Origin of the sequence: Serpentinicella alkaliphila (genome assembly GCF_018141405.1) — a bacterium.
Lineage (GTDB): Bacteria > Bacillota > Clostridia > Peptostreptococcales > Natronincolaceae > Serpentinicella > Serpentinicella alkaliphila.
This window is the reverse complement of record NZ_CP058648.1, coordinates 298,825-320,747: the sequence shown is the minus strand read 5'-3', so window position 1 is coordinate 320,747 and position 21,923 is coordinate 298,825. Positions and strand designations below refer to the sequence as shown.

18 protein-coding genes and 1 riboswitch are annotated in these 21,923 nt (G+C 33.2%); of the genes, 16 read left to right on the top strand and 2 right to left on the bottom strand.

Annotated features, from left to right (window positions below):
• Positions 1-6 precede the first annotated feature (6 nt).
• From HZR23_RS01735 to ltrA, 3 genes are all read left to right on the top strand, one after another.
• On the top strand, positions 7-516 hold the full coding sequence (locus HZR23_RS01735) for a hypothetical protein (RefSeq protein WP_132848170.1): 510 nt from the start codon (positions 7-9) through the stop codon (positions 514-516).
• A 25-nt stretch (positions 517-541) separates the two neighbouring features.
• Positions 542-904, top strand: a complete 363-nt coding sequence (locus tag HZR23_RS01730; RefSeq protein ID WP_243098195.1) for an Asp23/Gls24 family envelope stress response protein — start codon at positions 542-544, stop codon at positions 902-904.
• A gap of 447 nt (positions 905-1,351) precedes the next feature.
• A complete protein-coding gene (gene ltrA, locus HZR23_RS01725) occupies positions 1,352-2,758 on the top strand; it encodes a group II intron reverse transcriptase/maturase (protein ID WP_213050304.1) in 1,407 nt (468 codons plus the stop codon).
• A gap of 85 nt (positions 2,759-2,843) precedes the next feature.
• Here the strand turns inward: ltrA and HZR23_RS01720 are convergent, their stop codons facing one another.
• On the bottom strand, positions 2,844-3,257 hold the full coding sequence (locus tag HZR23_RS01720; protein ID WP_207667870.1) for a hypothetical protein: 414 nt from the start codon (positions 3,255-3,257) through the stop codon (positions 2,844-2,846).
• Positions 3,258-3,547: 290 nt separating this feature from the next.
• Here HZR23_RS01720 and cuyB point away from each other — a divergent pair, with 290 nt between their 5' ends.
• From cuyB to HZR23_RS01695, 5 genes are all read left to right on the top strand, one after another.
• The gene (cuyB, locus tag HZR23_RS01715) at positions 3,548-4,255 is read left to right on the top strand and encodes a cysteate racemase (RefSeq protein WP_132848360.1); all 708 of its coding nucleotides are present in this window, start codon (positions 3,548-3,550) and stop codon (positions 4,253-4,255) included.
• 172 nt (positions 4,256-4,427) lie between these two features.
• Positions 4,428-6,047, top strand: a complete 1,620-nt coding sequence (locus tag HZR23_RS01710) for a Na/Pi cotransporter family protein (RefSeq protein ID WP_132848359.1) — start codon at positions 4,428-4,430, stop codon at positions 6,045-6,047.
• A gap of 160 nt (positions 6,048-6,207) precedes the next feature.
• Positions 6,208-7,020, top strand: coding sequence for a cyanophycinase (locus tag HZR23_RS01705; protein WP_132848358.1), 813 nt, complete (start codon positions 6,208-6,210; stop codon positions 7,018-7,020).
• Positions 7,021-7,049: 29 nt separating this feature from the next.
• Complete coding sequence (gene cphA / locus HZR23_RS01700; RefSeq protein WP_132848357.1) at positions 7,050-9,680, top strand: cyanophycin synthetase; 2,631 nt, start codon at positions 7,050-7,052, stop codon at positions 9,678-9,680.
• A 168-nt stretch (positions 9,681-9,848) separates the two neighbouring features.
• Positions 9,849-10,577 carry an HAD family hydrolase gene (locus tag HZR23_RS01695; protein WP_132848356.1) on the top strand — a complete coding sequence of 243 codons (729 nt, stop codon included), beginning with the start codon at positions 9,849-9,851 and terminating at the stop codon, positions 10,575-10,577.
• Between the two features lie 16 nt (positions 10,578-10,593).
• Here HZR23_RS01695 and HZR23_RS01690 read toward each other — a convergent pair whose 3' ends face one another.
• Entirely contained in the window at positions 10,594-11,637 is a 1,044-nt protein-coding gene (locus HZR23_RS01690; RefSeq protein ID WP_132848355.1) for an FAD:protein FMN transferase, read from the bottom strand.
• Between the two features lie 484 nt (positions 11,638-12,121).
• Here HZR23_RS01690 and HZR23_RS01685 point away from each other — a divergent pair, with 484 nt between their 5' ends.
• From HZR23_RS01685 to HZR23_RS01650, 8 genes are all read left to right on the top strand, one after another.
• Complete coding sequence (locus tag HZR23_RS01685) at positions 12,122-12,862, top strand: FMN-binding protein (RefSeq protein WP_132848354.1); 741 nt, start codon at positions 12,122-12,124, stop codon at positions 12,860-12,862.
• A gap of 123 nt (positions 12,863-12,985) precedes the next feature.
• Positions 12,986-14,389: a sensor histidine kinase gene (locus HZR23_RS01680; RefSeq protein ID WP_132848353.1), complete on the top strand. Its 1,404-nt coding sequence runs from the start codon at positions 12,986-12,988 to the stop codon at positions 14,387-14,389.
• Entirely contained in the window at positions 14,386-15,021 is a 636-nt protein-coding gene (locus HZR23_RS01675) for a response regulator (RefSeq protein ID WP_132848352.1), read from the top strand. Before HZR23_RS01680 ends, HZR23_RS01675 begins: the two co-directional genes overlap by 4 nt.
• A 138-nt stretch (positions 15,022-15,159) precedes the next feature.
• Positions 15,160-16,560 (top strand): FAD-dependent oxidoreductase, encoded by a 1,401-nt coding sequence (locus HZR23_RS01670; RefSeq protein ID WP_132848351.1) that lies wholly within the window; start codon positions 15,160-15,162, stop codon positions 16,558-16,560.
• 112 nt (positions 16,561-16,672) lie between these two features.
• Positions 16,673-17,515: a L,D-transpeptidase family protein gene (locus tag HZR23_RS01665; RefSeq protein WP_132848350.1), complete on the top strand. Its 843-nt coding sequence runs from the start codon at positions 16,673-16,675 to the stop codon at positions 17,513-17,515.
• Between the two features lie 67 nt (positions 17,516-17,582).
• Positions 17,583-17,691: riboswitch (SAM riboswitch) on the top strand.
• 107 nt (positions 17,692-17,798) lie between these two features.
• Positions 17,799-18,491, top strand: a complete 693-nt coding sequence (locus HZR23_RS01660; RefSeq protein ID WP_132848349.1) for a hypothetical protein — start codon at positions 17,799-17,801, stop codon at positions 18,489-18,491.
• A gap of 12 nt (positions 18,492-18,503) precedes the next feature.
• Positions 18,504-20,900, top strand: a complete 2,397-nt coding sequence (locus tag HZR23_RS01655; protein WP_132848348.1) for a homocysteine S-methyltransferase family protein — start codon at positions 18,504-18,506, stop codon at positions 20,898-20,900.
• A gap of 21 nt (positions 20,901-20,921) precedes the next feature.
• Positions 20,922-21,791 (top strand): methylenetetrahydrofolate reductase, encoded by an 870-nt coding sequence (locus HZR23_RS01650; RefSeq protein WP_132848347.1) that lies wholly within the window; start codon positions 20,922-20,924, stop codon positions 21,789-21,791.
• The last annotated feature ends 132 nt before the right edge of the window (positions 21,792-21,923 follow it).

Here is a 21,923-nt window from a genome sequence, read left to right as displayed (position 1 = left end):
TATTTTTTGGTGACTGCTCTGCCTATTTATGAATTGATAAACACTAAGGTAGTAAAAGGACAGTATGATAATAAAAATAAGGAAAGAATAGGATCTAGAAAACATACTGATTTTTCATCGATTATGGGTTCGGTTTATAAAAAAGAGTCTGTACCAAATGAAGAATATACGCCTAAGATTGCCTATGAAAGAGCTAATTTAATGAACAGTTTAAAACAATCTATTGTATTAAACAATGACTATGAAGAGTTTAAACATAATTTAAAACTATGCAAATATAAATATGATAAAAATAAAAGTGTTTTTGTTCAAAAACATGTATTTTCCTCTTTAGATATTGAAACCATTTTAGATAAAATTGATCAAATTAATAACGTAAATAAAGATTTAGAGCCTAAACAACTTAAATTAGAAAGACAACTTTTCTCATGGCCAAAGCAGGCATTAAGGTATAATAATTACAAAAAAGGCAATTATGAAAGATATGGTTCTAATTTAGATGTTATGGTTGGTTAGATTAATTAAATGAGGAGTGAGAAGAATGGCTACTGATCCAATGGAGATAGCATGTGATGGTGGTAGAATTAAAATATCCCATGATATTGTTATGACAATTGCAAGACATATTGCTACGGAAGTTAAAGGGATAGTGTCTATTAGCGGAGGTATACCTGGTGGTATTGTAGATGTTTTCTCTAAAAAAACCACAACTAAGAAAGGCGTTAAAATTCAAAATGAAGAATCACAAATAGCAATAAACGTAGCTCTTGTTATAAAGTATGGAGTTAAGATACCAGATGTAGTTAAGGAAGTACAACAAAAAGTAAAAGCTGCTATTGAAGCTATGACAGAAATTAAGGTATCTAGGGTGAATGTTTACATACAAGACATAGAGGTAGAATAAAAAAGCGGCGAAAATTTTAATCAACTCGCCGCTTTTCTATGCGTGCGCCCAGCATGGGCGTGAACTTGCTGGTGAAAGTCCAGTACGGGGGCTGGTAGTGCCAACCGTTAGCCAAGAGCAAGGGTGTCCATCGTGAGGTGGAATCTGAAGGAAGCTGGAGGCAAAGCACCGAACCGAGGTACACGAATCACATTCGAGGCTCATTCGAGTGGATGAGGTTGCGCAACAAACCAAAGTCCAATAACTACCCGAAACTTGAAGAGTAAATGTGGCGGTTACATGGTGTGAAAGTGCACGCTCTTACCTGGGGAGGTCTCATGGACATGTGAAGATGAAATTCGAAACATGGTTGAAACAAGATTTATCATGAGAAGTCAGCAGAGGTCATATTAGCTAAAGGGTCATGAACCTTTAAGTGAAGGACTGAACGTTAGGAGGTTTTCAACTTTGAAAGACTTAGAACAATCACAGAGAAAGCAGACAACTAAATATTTAGGTCGCCTTGAGCAAGTAGAAGTGGAACTTCGAGGTAATCAAGGGGCGCTGAGTGATGTCCTTGGAAACTCAAAGAGAGAAAGAGAAAACGATAGATTAGTTGATACTAGTGACCTACTCGATAGAATTCTAGCCAGAGATAATATGTTAATGGCTATGAAACGAGTAATTGCCAATAAAGGAAGTCATGGTGTTGACGGCATGAGATACGATGAACTTCGTGGATTTGTCGTCAATCATTGGCTGAATATAAAGACAAGGTTACTAGAAGGAAAGTATATTCCCTCCCCCGTTAGGAGAGTAGAAATACCGAAACCTGATGGAGGAACAAGATTACTAGGGATACCTACGGTGCTAGACCGAATGATACAACAGGCGATAGCACGAGAGCTTAACAAAATCTACGAACCAACCTTCTCAGAGCGTAGCTATGGATTCCGACATGCACATATGGCTATCTCAAAGGCAAAAGAATACATTAACGAAGGGAATCGTTGGGTCGTAGATATGGACTTGGAGAAGTTTTTCGATAAAGTTAATCATGACATACTTATGGAACGCCTGTCAAGAAGAATCAAAGATAAGAGAGTCATTAGACTAATAAGGAAATATCTAGAGAGTGGCATTATGATAGAAGGTTTAAAAGTAAGTAGCGAAGAAGGCACACCTCAAGGTGGACCCCTTAGTCCACTACTTTCAAATATAATGCTTGATGAAATAGATAAAGAATTAGAAGGTCGAGGACACAGATTCTGCCGCTTCGCGGATGATTGTAATATCTATGTTAAAAGCAAAAAGGCAGGAATTAGGGTCATGGAGAGTATGACAAGATTGCTAGAAGGAAAGCTAAAGCTAAAAGTCAACAGAGAAAAGAGCAAGGTAGACTTAGTAACTAGAAGAAAATTTCTAGGGTTTTCATTTTACTTCAATAGAAATGGAGTCCAAGTAAGAATACATGAAAAATCATATAGGAGATTTAAGGAGAAGATTCGAGAAATAACGAATCGTAATAAAGGTATAAGTATGGAGTATCGCCTTAAAAGACTAAATGAAATCACAGTCGGTTGGATTAACTATTTCAGTATCGCGAAAGCGAAGGCAAGAATTAGAAGTCTTGAAGAATGGATAAGACGACGATTGAGGGCATGTATATGGAAACAATGGAAAAAGATTAAAACGAAGTTTATAAACCTAAAGAAGTTGGGTGTTGATAAACAAAAATCTTGGGAATATGCAAACACAAGAAAAGGTTATTGGAGAATATCCAAAAGCCCAATTCTACAAAGAACGCTTACCAATACTCGCCTAGAAAAGCTAGGTTATAAAAGTATTAGTAAGCGCTATCAGTTAATACATTAGATCCTAATGAACCGCCAAGTACCGAACGGTATGCTTGGTGGTGTGAGAGGTCGGTAGATAAAATAATTATCTACCTCCTACTCGATTATTTACATGGATGGGGTTCTGGATGACAAGGTTGAGGCGTAGGATGGCATGGGTGTGGATGTGTTGGATGGTGCATCATCTTATGTCTGTATGCCTCTGCTTTATACATTGCTGCCATATACATATACATATAATATGTTTTTTCATGGTCATGCATATCATCAATTATCGGCATGATTGGTGGACATGGAGCAGGCATTCCAGGGTATCCCATACCAGGCATACCAGGCATTCCCGGATAGCCCATATCAGGCATTAGCGGCATTGTAGGCATACCAGGCATTCCCGGATATCCCATTCCAGGCATAGCAGGGTATCCCATACCAGGCATTCCAGGGTATCCGATACCAGGCATACCTGGCATTAATCCTTCATCTATTGGGGGCATGATTCTACCGTTTTGAGTTTCCATTTATTATCCTCCTAATATTTTATTGTATTAGTTACTTTATACTAACATATGTAATATAGCTGGGTTTGGTAACTTGTCTAAATATATAATAAAGTCTAATAATTTTTTTAGCTAAATTATGATATAATGATAGTCGGCATTTGATAGAAATTAATTATTTGAATTTAACTTATAAGCGCTTAATATAATTTCAGTGAGTATATTTATGAATAAAAAAATGTCTGTATACAAAGGTCCAAGTATAGAAAAATTATATTGTAGAATATATAATTCCGAGAGGTGTAGGATAAATGAAAGAAAAAATAGTGGGTATTTTGGGTGGTATGGGTCCAGAGGCTACATGTGAAATGTTTAGGAGAATAATAAAATTAACCGGAGCAAAAAGTGATTCTGAGCATTTAAGAATAATTATTGATAATAATCCTAAAATTCCAGACAGAACAAAGGCTATTTTACATAATGGACATAGCCCTGTTGAGGAAATGGTATCAACAGCGAAGAATCTAGTAGGGGCAGGAGCAGATTTTATTATAATTCCGTGTATGACAGCACATAGGTTTATTAGTGAGGTTCAAAGCTTTGTAAACGTACCTATTTTAGATGCAATTGAATTAACAAAACAATATATTGAAGAGAAGTATAAAAATATAAATAGAATCGGCTTGCTTGCAACTTCTGGAACCGTTTATGCTGGATTATTTCAGAAATATTTGGTAGAAAATAAAATTATAGTGCCTAATAGTGCTTTGCAGGATGAAGTAATGGATATAATATATGGTAATAACGGAATAAAATTTGGTAACACATCGCAAGAAATAGTCGATCGGTTAAAAAAAATTGTATTAGAGTTGACGGAAGCTGAAGGTGTCGAAGCAATTATTGCAGGTTGTACCGAAGTAGGTTTTGTTTTAAAGCAATCGGATATAGATTTGCCATTAATAGACCCCTTAACGGTACTTGCAAGTGAATCCGTGAAGCTAGCGAAAATTAATAGTTAAAACTATTAATAAAAGTAATTTTTTATTCTAGATTTATAATATTAATTTTGATATAATAAAAAACGGCGTTTTAGTCGAAAATTGTAGAAAATATAATTTATAACTAATACTAAACATACTAAACTATGGGATTTTGTAGATAAGCTACCCATTATTAATGAGGAGGACAATTATGGAAATGTTGTTTGGAGTTCTTGGTGGACTCGGTTTGTTCCTATACGGAATGAATGTAATGAGTACAGGATTGCAAAAAGCTGCTGGTGATAAACTTAAATCGATTATAAGCCTATTAACAAGTAGTAAAATAATGTCGGTTTTAGTTGGTGCTGGGGTAACTGCAATTGTTCAAAGTAGTAGTGCAACAACTGTAATGGTAGTAGGTTTCGTAAATGCTGGAATGATGAAGCTGACTCAAGCAGTTGGGTTAATAATGGGTGCTAATATAGGTACAACTATAACTGCACAAGTTATTACATTTAAAATAGACAAATATGCCCCTATAATTGTAGGTATATCTGTTGGGGTTTGGCTATTTACGTCAAATAGAAAAGTTAAACAGATTGCTGAGGCATTTATAGGTTTTGGTATTTTATTTATAGGTATGAAATTTATGGGGGATGCTTTAAGACCTTTAAGAGCGTATCAACCTTTTAAAGATTTGCTAGTTAGTTTTGGTGAACATCCGTTTCTTGGTATTTTAGCTGGATTTGCAATTACTGTAGCAGTACAGAGTAGTTCAGCTTCAACAGGTATATTGTTAGCTCTAGCTATGGAAGGTTTAATCCCTATTAGCTCAGGATTACCTATTTTATTTGGTATTAATATGGGGACAACCATTACTGCAATTATTTCAAGTATTGGAGCAAATATTACAGCTAAAAGGGCTGCTGCATTTCACTTTTTATTTAACTTCATAGGTACAATTATATTTATATTTATTTTAAGAATACCATTATATAGAATTATTAATGTTATTAGTCCTGGTGATGTGCCTAGACAAATAGCAAATGCCCATACTATATTTAACGTAACTAGTACTATTCTACTTTTACCTTTTGCTGGATTATTAGTTAAGATTGCTAAAAGAATTGTACCTGGAGAAGAAGAGGCAGCAGAGGGTATCAAATATATTGATGAACGTATTTTGGAGACTCCATCGATTGCCTTAAGTAGTGTTGTTAAAGAAACGCTTCATATGGGTAATGTTGCGAAGGATTCATATAAAAACTCTTTAGAGGCATTAATAGAAAGAGACTATAAAAAGATTGAGGAAACAAAACGTATTGAGAAGATTGTAAACGAACTAGAAAGAGAAATTTCAAAATATTTAGTTAAACTTTCAAATACTAATATATCTGCCCAAGATAGGGAAGTAGTTGATGGGCTTTTCAGTACAATTAATGATATTGAAAGGGTAGGAGATCACGCGGAAAACGTTGCTGAACTTGCCGAATATATGTTAGAAAATGATTTAGCATTTACTGAAGACGCAGTTGAAGAGTTAAAACATATTTCTGGAATAGTTATGGAAGCATATACTGATTCCTTAACAGTTTTAACATCTTATAATTATGACTTAGCAAGAAAAGTTACAGCAATGGAAGAAGAGGTAGATGTGCTAGAAAGAAGACTTAGAGCTAGTCATATAGAGAGATTAAATACAAACAAATGTGTTCCTTCTTCAGGAGTAATTTTCCTAGATTTAATAAGTAATTTAGAAAGAATAGCGGATCATGCTTCTAACATTGTAATGCCTATACTAGATCATGAGAAAAAGAAAAAAAATAAATAAATGTATATAAACAAAAAATACAAACCACTAATTACGGTTTGTATTTTTTTTGTTTTGTTTAATCAATAATAATTATAGATTGAGTTTTTTCATGATAAAACTGAATATTTAAATTATGAAAGGTTAAAAATATAGATAGTTTTATTGAAAGGGGTAATTTATGGAAAAGGACAGTAGAGTTTCTTTAATTATTATTGGTGGTGGAGAAGACAAAAACGCTCATATGGAAATTTTAGAGGATGTAGTTCGTTTATCCGGTGGAAAAGATGCCAATATAGCAATTATTACTACAGCTACGAATTATCCCTTAGAAGTAGGGGAACAATATAAAAGGATTTTTTATGATATTGGGGCTAATTTAGTAGATACCTTAAATATAGAATCAAGAAAAGAAGCGAATAATAAACATCTACTTCGAAACCTAGAAGATATAAAGTGTTTATTTTTCACTGGTGGGGATCAATTAAGGATATCGAGTATATTAGGTGGAACTGAGTTTCATAGATATATTCAGCAGAGAATAAAGAAAGACTTAATAGTTGCTGGTACAAGTGCTGGTGCCTCAATGATGAGTGAGGTCATGGTAGTAGCTGGAGATGATGAAGAGGCGCCAAGAAAGAGTACTGTAAAATTGGCACCAGGGATGGGATTTATAAAAGGTGTTATTATTGATCAACACTTTAATCAAAGAGGAAGAATAGGAAGATTACTTGGAGCAGTAGCACAAAATCCATATGCCTTAGGCATAGGTATAGACGAGGATACTGCTATAATTATGAATGACAAAGAGGAAATTGAAGTAATAGGCTCTGGTGTAATAACAATCGTTGATGGAAAAGAAATTACTTATACTAATATTTCTGAACAAAATCAGCATGAACCATTAGCTATAACTGGTGTAAAAGTTCATATATTACCTGAAGGCTATAGATATAGCCTAATAAATAGAAAAACCATTATTGATGAAAAATAAAGGTTGGTTATTTTGAGGAGGATAGTTTAATGAATCTAATAAACATAGTGGCATATCCAGGGCGAAATATATATGCTCACTTTCCTGTAGTAAGAGTAATTGTTGACTTAGGTGAATACATGGATATACCCACTTGTGATATTCCAGGATTTAATGATAAATTAATAGCCATGCTGCCTGGATTAAGGGAGCATAAATGTAGCAGAGGATATGTTGGAGGATTTTTAGACAGACTTGAAAAAGGTACCTATTTAGCTCATATAATGGAGCACGCTTCTTTGGAAATACAAAAGCAATTAGGGTTTGATGTAAGTTTTGGAAAAGCCAGATTTTTAGAAAAAGAAACGATTTATTATGTTGTTTTTGAGTATATAAATGAGATTGCTGGTTATGAAAGTGGGATGCTAGCATTTAACATACTAGACTCAATTTTGAATAATAAGGGAGTAAATATAGAGAAGAACTTTGACATTATTAGAAATAAAATGAAAGAAAATGAACTAGGTCCAAGTACAAAGGCCATAATTGATGAAGCAAGAAAAAGAAAAATACCAATAACTAGAATAGGAAACGATAGTTTAATACAATTAGGATATGGAAAATACAATAGAAAAATCCAAGCTACGCTATCTGATAAAACTAGCTGTATTGCTGTTGACACCGCATGTAATAAGGAATTAACAAACTATATATTGTCAATAAAAGGAATTCCAGTGCCAGAAGGAGAAAGCTTTTATACATTTGCTGAAGCTCGTGAGTTTATTGATAAACTTCGGTTTCCAGTAGTTATTAAACCCTATAATGGAAATCAAGGCAAAGGTGTTTCTTTAGGGATAAATAATTTTAAAGATGCTGAAACTGCTTTTAATATTGCTTTGCAATACAGTGATAAAGTGCTAGTAGAAAGATTTATTATTGGTCAAAATTATAGAATAGCAGTGGTGAATGATAAAGTAGTCGCTGTTTCTAAAAGGATTTGTGCAAATGTTATTGGAGATGGTAAAAGTACTTTAAAACAGTTAATTGATCGTGAAAATCAAAATCCACTTAGAGGAGAGGGCCATGAGAAGCCTTTAACTAAAATAAAAATTGATGATGTAATGATGCTTTTATTAGATAAAAATGGTATTAACCTAGAGCATGTCCCACCTTTTGGTGAAGTTGTATATTTGAGAGAGAATGATAATTTAAGTACAGGTGGAACTGCTATAGATGCGACAGAAGAAATACATCCAGAAAATATTAGATTAGCTATTAATGCAGTTAATGCTATTGGATTAGATATTGCTGGAGTTGATATGGTAGCTATTGATATATCTAAGCCAATTAGAGAATACGGTGGTGCAGTAATCGAAGTAAATGCATGCCCAGGAATAAGAATGCATCATTTTCCTTCAAAAGGAATTGAGAGAAATGTAGCAAAAGAAATAGTAAACATGCTATATCCTGAAGGTGCAAGCCATAGCATTCCAATATTTGCAATTACTGGTACTAATGGTAAGACAACTACGACTCGCATAATTGAAAAAATAATGAAAGAAGATAAGAAAATTGTTGGAATGACAAGCACTGGTGGAGTATATATTGATGGTGAATTAATAGTCCCTGGAGATACTACAGGGCCTAGAAGTGCCCAAGCCATATTGATGGATAACCGTGTTGATGTTGCTGTATTAGAAACAGCTAGAGGTGGTTTGATTAACAGAGGTTTAGCCTATGATAAAGCGGATATTGGTATTATCACGAACATTAGTGATGATCATTTAGGGATAGATGGTGTAAATACATTAGAGGAAATGGCAGATGTAAAAAGTCTTGTTGTTGAAGCCGTAAAAAAAGAGGGATATGCTGTGTTAAACGCAGATGATAAATTTACCCCACAAATTGTATCTAGAGTAAAAAGTAATATCATATATTTCTCAGAGAGTTTCGAAAATCCTATTATTCAAAATCATATAGAAAATAAAGGATTAGCAGTTTATTTAAAAAACAATGTTGTAATAATTTATGATGGTATCGGAGAAATCAATTTAATGAAAATCAATGAAATCCCTGCAACCTTAAATGGATTACTTAAACATAATGTTCAAAACAGCCTAGCATCAATTGCAGCTACTTACGCTCATGGAGTTGATATTGATGTAATCCGTCAAGCATTGAGGAAATTTACTACTGATGAAAAAAGTAATCAAGGAAGATTTAATATATTTGACGTTAGGGACTTTAAAGTAATTTTAGATTATGGGCATAATATTGATGGAATAAATACAGTTTTAAGTGCTATTGATAAAATAAAGCAGAATAAAGCAATTGGTGTAATCGGAACACCAGGTGATAGAACAGATATAAGTATACTAAAAATCGGTGAAATATGTGGAAAGTATTTAGATTATATTTATGTTAAAGAGGATAAGGATACGAGAGGTAGAAAAATTGGAGAAGTTGCCAACATTCTTAGAAAAGGATGTGCTATTGGCGGAGCCGTAGAAAGTTGTACTACAATCGAGCTTTGTGAGGTCACAGCATTGGAAAGGGCTATGGAACAGGCGAGTAAAGATGATATAATAATAGTGTTTTATGAAAAATACTATCCATTACTAGAAGCAATAAAAAGGTATCAAAATAATGAAGTTAAACAAATCCAGTCAGAAGTTATATAAGAAATACTAAAACAAAAATGTAAAATATAGAATTGAAATATAAAAAATAAGTCAACCTTAGGCTTATTTTTTATATTTTATAAGATTTAATAGTATTGTAGTTTTAATAGTTATCATATATATTAAGAATAATATATATATAAACTAAGTAAAAAGAGGTGGGCAGATATGACAAAAAATATAGGGGCTTTTTTCGATATTGATGGTACCTTGCACAGGGACTCACTTATGATGGAACATTTTAAAAAACTAATAAACGATGAAGTTATAGATCCTGTTATATGGCATAATATAGCGAAAAAAACCTTTCAAAACTGGGATAAACGTATGGGTAATTTTGAGGATTATTTATTAGAGGTAGCAGAGGTTTATTTACAGTCGATGAAGGGAATGAGAAAGGACCATATAGAATTTGTATCTAATCAAGTAATTGATAGTAAAGGTGATCGAGTATATAGATTTACTAGGGATAGAATAAAATGGCATAAGGAACAAGGTCATAAAGTAATTTTTATTTCTGGAAGCCCAGATTTTTTAGTAGCAAGAATGGCAAAAAAATATGACGTAACTGATTTTAGAGGTACTAGCTACTTAGTAGATGAAAATAACATATTTACTGGAGAAATAGTGCAAATGTGGGACTCTTGTAGTAAGCATGATGCGATTATAGATTTTGTTGGTAAGTATAATATAGATTTGAGCAAAAGCTATGCATATGGCGATACAAATGGAGACTTATCAATGTTAAAACTTGTAGCTCACCCAACTGCTATTAATCCGGCTAAAGAACTTATTACAAATATAAAGAAAGATCCAGAATTAGTTGCAAAAACAACAGTTATTATTGAACGTAAAGATACAATATATAAGATGTCAGCAGATGTAGAAATATTATAAAAAAAAGAAAGGGAGACTACAACTCCCTTTCCTCATAGCTATCATTTAATATATTTAACTGGTCCTTTAGACCTGAACTAGTATATATTTTTTTATCATTGGTAATTATTAAGGTTTCAACACCATCAAGAGATTCAATTAAGGACATGCCCTTTTCTAATCCCATTATAAAAACAGCTGTTGATAGTACATCCCCATCGATTGATAAGTCAGAAATGATCGTTACACTTCTAAGGTCATTACGTACAGGATATCCAGTCTTTGGATCTATTATATGATGATATCTTATATTATCCTCCATGAAAAAACGTTCATAATCACCTGAAGTAACTATAGACTTATCAGTAAGAGGAATACTTGCAATCGGATTTGCACCCTTTTCAGGGTCCTGAATTCCAACATTCCATGAGCTGTCATCAGCCTTTTTACCAAAGGCATATATATCCCCACCTAAATCAACCAGACCACTTTTAATTCCATTTTCTCTTAAAACTTTTATTGCTTCATCTACTGCGTATCCTTTAGCAATTCCGCCTAAATCTATTTGTACATTTGGAATATCTATTCTTACAGATTGATTGTCAATGTTTATTGCATTTATATCTATATTTTCCATTGCAGCATGAATATTTTCTTGTGATGGAACCTTATTTGTTTTTCCAATACCCCATAAATTAATTAGTGCCCCTATAGAAATATTAAAGTCCCCACCAGTTAGTTCATAGTATTCTAGACCTTTATTAATTACATAAAGAGTTTCTTTATCAACTGTTATATAATTATTTCCGGCATTTTCGTTAAGTAGATATACATCACTACCTGCTATGGAAGTACTCATCTTATTTTCAATTTCACGGACTCTATCAAAGGCTTTTGCAATAGCCCTTCGTCCATCCTCTTCTGACTCTGACAAAACATTTATCCTGCCCATTGTACCTAATACAAAATCCACTTCTTTAACAAGCTTTAGAGAATTTTGCGAATCATTTGATTTGCAGCCATAAAGTAAAAAAAGAAGTACTAAAGTTAATATTGTAATTTTTTTTAATGTATTTTTCATGGGTATCGCGGCAAAAGTTATTGTCTTTTTATCCATGACTTAAAGACAAATAGACTTACCGCTGTTCACCTCACTTTCTGATAGTATTCAAAATATTATAGAAACTACTTTAGTGATATAGTTACAGGTCACGTAGATTCCAACTGTTTTCATATATACTACTATAACCTAAATAATTATATCATATTATGAGTAGCAAACAATAATTAAATGTAAATGGTTAAAATTAATTAGTAATTATTATTATTTAATTTATTTTGTTTATAACCCAAAATATTTTTATTTTATTAATTAAGTGAAAATTAGGAAATTAGATGTAATTCTCTTATGGACTTAAGTATATTTGATTTAAAAATATTTAGAAAATATAAACATTTTATATTAACTAACAACAACTCTTGTTTACTATTGAAAATAATGGGGATTTGGATTATAATTATATTGTACATAATAATTATTTATTTAACAAAGGGGAGGAAGTAAAATGAAAAAAATTATAGCTTTAGTTTTAGCAATGGTAACGATGCTTGCTGTTGTTGGATGTACAAAGACAGAGCAACCATCAACTAATGCACCAACACCAACAACGAACAAATACAACGACGGTACATACGTAGCTTTCGGTAATGGTACAGACAAAGGTTATGGTATGGTTGAAGTAACAATTGAAAATGATGTTATTGTTGATGTACAAGTAACTGAGTTTAATGGAATTGGAGTAGAAAAAGGCGAAGCATATACTTATGAGGCATTCCATACGGCTAAAGCTGAGATGCCAGGAAGATTTGTAGAGGCAAATGGAACTGATGTTGAAACAGTATCTGGTGCAACTGGTTCTTCAAGTAACTGGATTCTTGCTGTAGAGAGAGCTTTAGAAAAGGCTTTAGTTGAGCCAGCTTCAGCAACTACGTTATTTAACGGAACATTCTATGGTGTATCTGATGCTACAGATAAAGGTCGTTCAGTTGCTTTAGTAACAATTGAAGACGATAAAATAGTAGAAGTTAAATTATTAGCTACTACTTTCACTAAAGATGATGTGCCAAAAGAAGTATTTAAAAATGAAGAGTACCCATATGCTACTTTCCATGAAGCAGCTGTAGAAATGGCAGCTAGATTCGTAGAAGCTAATGGTCCTGAAGTAGATACTTTCACAGGAGCTACTGGATCAAGCGTACAATGGAAGCAAGCTGTTGAAAGAGCTTTAGAAAAAGCTACAAGATAATAATAACTATTCAAAAAATCTTACCTAATAGAAATTAGGTAGGATTTTTTTATTTTCTATGTACTTGTCTTCTAAAGAATTTTGTTATTAAATATACGTAAGACTTAACCTTGAGGTGTTTTTATGGAGTTTAATTTTAATAACACATATGTTTTTATATTTTTTATCTATGGGCTAGCATTTTTTTCAATGGGTATTTCAGCCCTACAGCAAAATGCTACTACAGGTAGTAAACTAAATATTGCTATACATATAAAATATTTAGGATGCTTTGGGGTTATACATGGGATTATGGAGTGGGTTGTAATGATTAGGATTGCACTCATGGATACTACCGGAAGGTTATATTTGTTAATATTAGCAATATTCTTAAATGCTATATCATTTGTTTTTCTTCTTATATTTGGAATAAAATTAATTGAATCTAGGGGTAAATACTATAGAATTTTTGAAAAGATACCCTATATATTATTAGCTCTATGGATAGTAGCATTTATTGCAACGTTTACAACTTCTAAGAATAATTTTATATATTATTTAATAATCGATGATATTGCTGCTAGATACTTTATAGGGTTTCCAGGTGGCATGGTTACGGCTTGGGCTCTTGTTAGAAATGCTAGAGAGCTTCTAAACCTACCTATTAAAAATGTTGTGAGAAAATACTATGCTTTAGCCATTCCATTTGCAACATATGGAGTATTAGCTGGCTTAGTAGTAGAAAAAAGAAGTTTTTTTCCTGCAAATATTATAAATAAAGAGTTGTTCAAAAGCTTATTCGGGTTTCCAGTTGAATTAGGTAGGGCCTTATCCGCTCTTGCTATTACAATACTATTTATATCAATTATTGATTTAATTAAGTGGGAGTCTAATGAAATAATGACAAAACTATCTAAACAAAATATTATTAGCGACGAAAGAAAGAAATTAGGCCAGGAACTACACGATGTAGTTATACAGAATCTATTTGCTACAGGCCTTCATATTGAGAATATAATTGAATCAGTCGAAGTAGAGCAACAAGTAAAGGATTTGCTATTAGTTAAAGAAAACCTTAATTATACAATAGAGCAGGTAAGAGGTTTTATCAAGGAGTTTTCATCTAAGAGTGACAGTATTGAAGGGCTATATATAAAGCTACAGGATATGATTGTAAAATATGAGAGTATTACAGGTATTTCAATTAAACTTAATTTTGAAATCTCAGATATTATTATTAATGATATTTCAGCCCTAAAACTAACCCAATTATACTATATTGTCCAGGAAGCTGTGAGTAACTCTATAAAGCATTCTGATGCATCTATAATTGAAATATCAATTACTCCTAAGGCAAAACAAATTATTGCGCTTATCAAAGACAATGGTAAAGGTTTTGATGTAGATAAGGTTTTTTCAGAAAACTGTTATGGTTTAATAACTATGAAAGAAAGGGCTATATCTATAAGCAGTAAATTAATAATAAATAGTAGTAGCAGGGGAACAGAAGTGATACTAAACATTCCAAGGGGAGCGAACTTATTATGAGTGATATAACAAAGATACTTTTAGTTGATGACCACGCGGTTGTAAGATGGGGCATTAAATCTGTTATTGAAAGAAATCCCAAATATATAGTTTGTGCCGAGGCAGAAACCCTTGAAGATGCTTATGAAAAAGTAAAGGATTTAATGCCTGATATAGTTATTCTTGATTTAAAATTACCTGATGGTGATGGCGTAACAGGGTGTAGGAAAATGAAGGCTATTTTACCTAATGTCAAAGTAATGATCTTAACAGCCTATGGTGATGATCAGATTATTGTAGAGTCCATAAGGGCAGGGGCTGACGGTTTTCTTTTAAAAAATATTGATAGTAATAAGATAATATCAGCTATACATGATGTCTCTTTGGGAAAATCAATTTATGATTCAGCTGTTATAAATAAAGTTATTTCTGCTGTACGTCAGAATAATGAGTTTGATAATGTGCTTTCGAATCAAGAAAAAAAGATTTTGGATTTGATTTGTGAGGGTAAAACGAACAAAGAAATTTCAGAAAGGCTTTTTATTGCTGAAAAAACAGTTAGGAATAATGTTACAAAAATTATGAAAAAAATAAATGTTAATAACAGAACTGAAGCTGCTATATACTGGTCGAGACAAAAGTCCCTTTTCTAAGGGACTTTTATAATTAATAAAGGACATATGACAGTATGACAATAGTTTTGATCATAGTATGATAATTATATAACATATATGACAGTTAATTAACTAACAAGAGTTAGAGTAAAAACTACTTATGGGAGGAATAGTAAAATGAAAAAGAAGTCAGTTTTATTAATATCGTTAATTTTAGTTTTTTCATTAATCGTAGTAGGTTGTTCTAGTAACAAACAACCGGCTAGTAATAAACCAGAAGTTAGTAATAGTGCAGATGTTCTAGTTAATGGTGGCGGTGGGGCTGGATTAGTTTCTGCAATAACAGCAGCAGAAAATGGAGCTAAAGTTATTTTAGTTGAAAAGATGCCTATGATTGGTGGAAATACAATAATTTCTGCTACTGGATTAACTGCATCGGATACAGAATTACATGAAGAAGCAGGAGTACCGTTTACAGTTGAAGATCATATAAAAAGAACTATGGAGACAGGAAATAATTTACCAGATGAAAATCTAGTAAGAATTTTAGCTGAAAATAGTAATGAAGCTTATGAATGGTTAGTTTCACTAGGTTTAAGCTATAAGCTTAATGAAAAAGAGCCATGGTGGATAATTCCATCAGAAGGTCATTTTGGATCTTTATTAGTTGGTGCTTATCAAAAGGAAGCTCAAAGGCTTGGAGTAGATGTTAGGGTAAATACAACGGCAACAGAATTAGTTGTTGAAGATGGAATAGTAGTAGGAGCAAAGGTAGTGGATAAGGATGGAAATGAGTCTGTTATTGAGGCTAAATCTGTAATACTTGCTACAGGTGGTTTTGGTAATGCAACAGATCTTATTGGAGAATACAATCCTAAGTATGCAAATGCTCATAATGTAATGAGTACTGCTGGACCAACGGGAGATGGATTTAGAATGGCAGTAGAACTAGGTGCAGGAACTAGAGATATGGAGTTCCATCAAATGAGACCTTTAGCAACTCCAGGTTACTGGATTAGAGAATCTGTAATAAATGCTGAAGGTGGCGGAGTATTACTAAATAAAGATGGTGTAAGATTTACAAATGAAACACTTAAACCATTAGATTTAGTACCACAAGTGTTAGCACAAAAAGACAGAGTAGGATATGTAATTTTCGATTCTGAAGTTGCAGAAACTAGTAATGGAAAGGCAGCCATTGAAAAGGGCAGAATGATTCAAGCGGAAACTATCGAAGAATTAGCTCAAAAGCTTGAGCTAGATCCAGCAGTTGTAGTAGAATCAATTAAATCATTTAATGATGGAGTTGATGAGTTTGGAAGAGGAACTGTAGGAAAAGTTACTGTTGGGCCTTTCTATGGTGTAGAAGTTAGACCATCGTCACATTATACAATGGCTGGTATTACAATTAATGAAAACGCGCAGGTAACAGATACTAATGGTGTAGCTATTCCAGGGCTATATGCTGCAGGAGAAATAGTTGGTGGACTATACGGTTCAGGACGTGTGGCAGGGAATAATACGACAGAAAACATTGTATTTGGTAAAATAGCAGGAAGAAATGCAGCTTTAAAATAATAATATAGTTACTCCCCTTAAAGTGAGCATTGCTAATTTAGCAATGCTCACTTTATATTTTGTAAACTTTTAAATTTTGTCACGTACTATATAATATAAGGAGGGGTGCGAAATGAAGGTAAGTAGTAGATATTTAAGGTTGCTTCTACCGTACATGGAAGGTCCAGACGTAATGCATGTACAGGAGCGGCTAACAGAACTAGGTTTTTACGATGGACCTATTGATATGATTTATGATGAGGATATATATGAAAGTGTAAAAGCATTTCAGACAGAATATGGACTAAATCCAGATGGAATAGTTGACCCCGATACTTGGAATGCTATAGGCCTTAGTCCTGAGAGACAGTACCCTATACCACCTGAGGGGTATTCAATAGAGATTGATTTAGATAGAAAGGTACTTACTTTAAAAAGATTTACAGAAATTATTAACGCATACAGGGTTGCTGTTGGTGCACCATCTACACCAACACCTGTAGGGGATTGGCAAATTATACAGAAAACTAGAAACCCAGGGGGCCCATTTGGTACTAGGTGGATGAGATTAAATGTGCCTTGGGGTGGCTATGGAATTCATGGAACAAACGATCCTGAATCTATTGGGCAGGCTGCTAGTAGAGGTTGTATAAGGATGTTTAATGAACAAGTAAATGAACTTTACGATATTGTGCCTCTTGGAACACCTGTAAAAATTACAGGAGAGGTTTTTACAGGGAGAATTTTAGACGTTGATAGTTCCCCGGGACCAGATGTATTTGAAGTAAAATCTATATTACGCACACTAGGGTATTATGAGGGTGAGGTTGATGGTGTATATGACCAGGCTACTCAAGAGGCAGTTAGGAATTTCCAGAGAGATTTTAATTTAGTGGCTGATGGAATTACAGGAGTGGATACTTATGATGCCCTAATACTAGCCAGAGATCAATATTTTGATGTTAGAGAGCCTTAAAAAAAGATTTGACTAATATACGTTAATATATTAGAATATTATAAATAATCAAACAATTAGAATTTAATTCTTATCCAGAGAGGTGGAGGGACTGGCCCGACGAAACCCGGCAACCTACATTGATTTCAATGAAAGGTGCTAATTCCAGCAGAACTATAAGTTCTGGAAGATGAGGGAGGATATAAGCTCGAGCTACTTTTCCCTGGGAAAGGTAGCTTTATTATTTATATTAACAAGAGAAAAAATCAATAATACTTAATAGAACAAGTGTGGTGAATAAAAAGTGTCGCATAAATTTAATATTCAGCTTAATAAGGATGAGATATTAAGATATTTAGGTTACAAAAACGGAATGGACATTCCTATACATTTAGATGAGTTAATAGATAAATCTATCAGTAATTCATATGAGCTAATTGAGCCAGTCGGAGAATATAGGACGAGTAGGATTAAAGGGATTAAGGGAAGTAATATTTTGTTTGATGAATTTGATTTTAAAATACATTCGGAGGATATAGCTACACTTCTAAAGGGTTGTGACTATGCTTCAATTTTGGCAGTAACAATAGGTAATGATATACAAAACCATATTGATTTATGTTTCAGCCATGGTGAGTATACAGAGGCATTGATATTTGACGCTATTGGCTCTGATGCTGCGGAACAGGCTACTGAATATGTAAACCAACTCATTATATTAGAAGCTTCGGAACAAGAATATATACTGACAGATAGATTTAGCCCTGGTTATGGGGATTTTACTTTAGATTTTCAAAAACAGTTATTATTAAACCTTAAGGCAGATAACTTTGGGATACATGTAACAGAAACAAATATTATGATTCCAAGGAAGTCTGTTACAGCTATAGTTGGTTGGACAAAAGGTAATAAGATTATTAAAACTAATAATAAATGTAATACTTGTAATAAAAATGACTGTATATATAGGTATGAAAATAGCTGTCTTAAAAGATAAGAAGGATGTGAAATGGTGAAAAGACAAAAGTTGTACGATTTACTTAATGAAAAGATTTTAGTTTTCGACGGAGCGATGGGAACGATGCTTCAGAAGAACGGCTTAACAACAGGTTGCCCTGAAGAATTCAATTTAGATAAAAGGAAAGTTATTAAAAGAATACATAAGGAATATGTAAATGCTGGATGTAACATTATTCAAACAAATACCTTCGGAGCAAACAGAATTAAATTAGCAGAATATAATTTACAGTCCAAAGTAGAGGAAATTAACAGAGCAGCAGTTAAATTAGTCAAGGAAATGGCAGGAGAGGAAGTTTTAGTAGCCGGTGATATAGGGCCTACGGGTAAACTTATGTATCCAGTAGGCGATCTAAGTTTCGACGAGGCGTACGAAGTTTTTTATGAGCAGGCCAAAGTATTAATAGAATCTGGAGTTAATATAATTAATATAGAAACAATTTCAGATATACAGGAAGCTAGAGCAGCAATAATAGCAGTTAAGGATGCTGGGGATGTACCTATTATTTGTACTTTAACATTCAATACTGAGATGAGGACTTTAACTGGTTCTGATCCTGAAACTGTAGCAACAGTTTTAGAAGCGTTGGGAGTAGATATACTAGGTGTGAACTGTGGTTTTGGGCCGGATATGATGATAGACATAGTAAGAAGGATGAGTAGTGTAACGGATAAATATATTATTGCTCAACCTAATGCAGGATTACCTAAATATATAGATGGTATAACTTACTATGATTTGACTCCAGAAAAAATGGCTAGCTACGTTGAAGACTTAATTAATGCCGGCGCCAATATAATTGGTGGCTGTTGTGGTACCACTCCGGAACATATGAAGATAATAAAGGATAAAGTTAAAAATCTTAGACCTATAGTTAAAGAAGAAAAACAATTTACAAAGCTAGCAAGTGTAACGAAAACCTTAATTATTACAGAGGAACTTCCGACTAGAGTAATCGGTGAATGTATTAACCCCACTGCTAAAAAATATTTAGCACAGGCGATTAAAGATAATAACCTTAGCTTGCTATGTGAAGAGGCTATTAAACAGGTAGAGTCTAATGCAAATATAATTGATGTGAATGTAGGGGTAAATCTAACAGAGGAAAGTAGCGTAATGAGAAACGCAGTATATGAAATACAAAGAGTCATTGATGCACCCCTCTCAATAGATACTGTAAATTTCGAAGCGATGGAAGAAGGTCTAAAGGCATGTGCCGGTAAGCCATTGATAAACTCTACTAATGGAGAAGAAAGGCATTTAGATAAAGTGCTAAGACTAGCGAAGCGATATGGTGCAGCAATTTTAGGTCTAACTTTGGATGAAAAGGGTATTCCAAAAAAGGCAGAGGAAAGGTTTGTGATTGCAGAGCGTATAGTTAATAGGGCATTAGAGTATGGATTAAAAAGACAAGATATTTTTATTGATACTTTGGTATTAACAGCAGGGGCTCAACAACAGTACGCATTAGAGACAATAAAAGCTATACAATTAGTTAAGAAAGAGCTAGGGGTAAAAACGGTTTTAGGTATAAGTAATATATCCCATGGGTTGCCTAATAGAGCTATTTTAAATAGCACATTTTTAGGAATGGCATTAAATGCGGGACTTGATATGCCTATTATGAATCCATATATAGATAAAATGTGGGAAGTTATAAAAAGTGCTGATGTTTTAACTGGTAAGGACCTTAATGCAAAAATATTTGTTGAATCATTTAATGATGAAAAGGTTGTAGAAAAAACTATTGAAGTTAATGAAGTAAAGATCATTGATAAGTTAACAAAGGCAATTGTTTCTGGGGATAAAAATAGTGTTCCTTTATTTATAGATGAACTAAAGGCTAATGGATTTAGGGCTTTAGATTTAGTAAATAATTGTATAATTCCTGCTCTTGAAGATGTAGGAAATAAATATGAGAAACAGATATATTTTTTACCGCAGCTTTTACTTTCAGCTGAGGCAGCCCAAAAGGCTTTTAATGAACTTAAAGAGGAGTTAAATAGAAGTACAGTAAGCAATGTTGGAACAATAGTTCTAGCTACGGTAAAGGGCGACATTCATGATATAGGTAAAAATATTGTTTCAATAATGCTACAAAATCATGGGTTTAAGGTTATAGATTTAGGTAAAGATGTGGATTCAGACAGGATAATAGAATGTGCTTTAAAAGAAGAGGCTGATATTATAGGTCTAAGCGCACTTATGACAACCACTATGAATGAAATGAAAATAGTTACGGAAAGCTTAAAAAGTAAAGGACTATCTATTCCCGTTTTAATTGGAGGAGCAGTAGTAACAGAAGAATATGCTAATACAATTGGCGCCTTTTATTCTTCAGATGCAATAGGAGCTGTAAAACAAGCTAAATTAATTATTAACAAGTAAAAGAAAAATGGGGGAGTTTTAATGAATAGATTCAAAGAAAAATTATTATCAAAGCAGTTCTTAGTAACTGTAGAGCTAGAACCACCAAAGGGAATAAATACTGAAAAGCTAATTGAGTCAGTAAATCAATTAAAAGGTATTGTTGATGCAGTAAATATAACAGATGGACCAATGGCAAATATGAGAACAAGTGCAATTGCACTTAGCTATAAGATAAAAAAAGAAACAGATATAGACGCAATTTTTCATTTAACGTGTAGGGATAGAAATGTTATTGCTCTTCAATCAGAACTTTTAGGAGCAGGGGTTCTTGGTATTAACAATTTATTAATATTGACCGGGGACGAACCTAAAAGAGGTGATCATCCTAAGGCAACACCGGTATTTGAAGTGGATTCTGTAGGTTTAGTTGGAATAGTGAATACCCTTAATAAAGGTTATGATATGGCAGGAACTAGTTTGAATGAAAAAACAAATTTTGCTGTTGGGGTTGCAGCCAATCCTACTGCATTAAACTTAAACCTTGAAATTGAACGGCTTCATGAGAAAATAGAAAAGGGAGTAGACTTTATTCAAACCCAACCTGTTTATAATCCTGAAGATTTAGCGATTTTTATGGACAAAATTAAATACTTTAAAGTACCTGTACTAGCAGGAATTCTACCACTTAAAAGCTACAAAATGACTCAACATGTATCAAATAACATCCCAGGAATTAATATACCTGAGTGGACACAAAAAAGAATGGAGTCCGGTGGAAGAGCAGAAGGAGTTAAGATCGCTGCTGAATTGGTTAAAGATTTAAAAAATATATCCAAGGGTATTCACATAATGCCATTAGGGGATACAAATATGGTTATAGAAATAATTGAACAAAGCAAATTAAAATAAAATGGGGCTATTTCAAAACTATTTAATTAGTCGTTGGAAAAGGGTGCCCCCTTTTTATTTGCAAAAAACTGTCAGAATACTACGTAATTGTTACTATGGTAAATAGATAGTTGTTATTGGAATTAGTTTGGT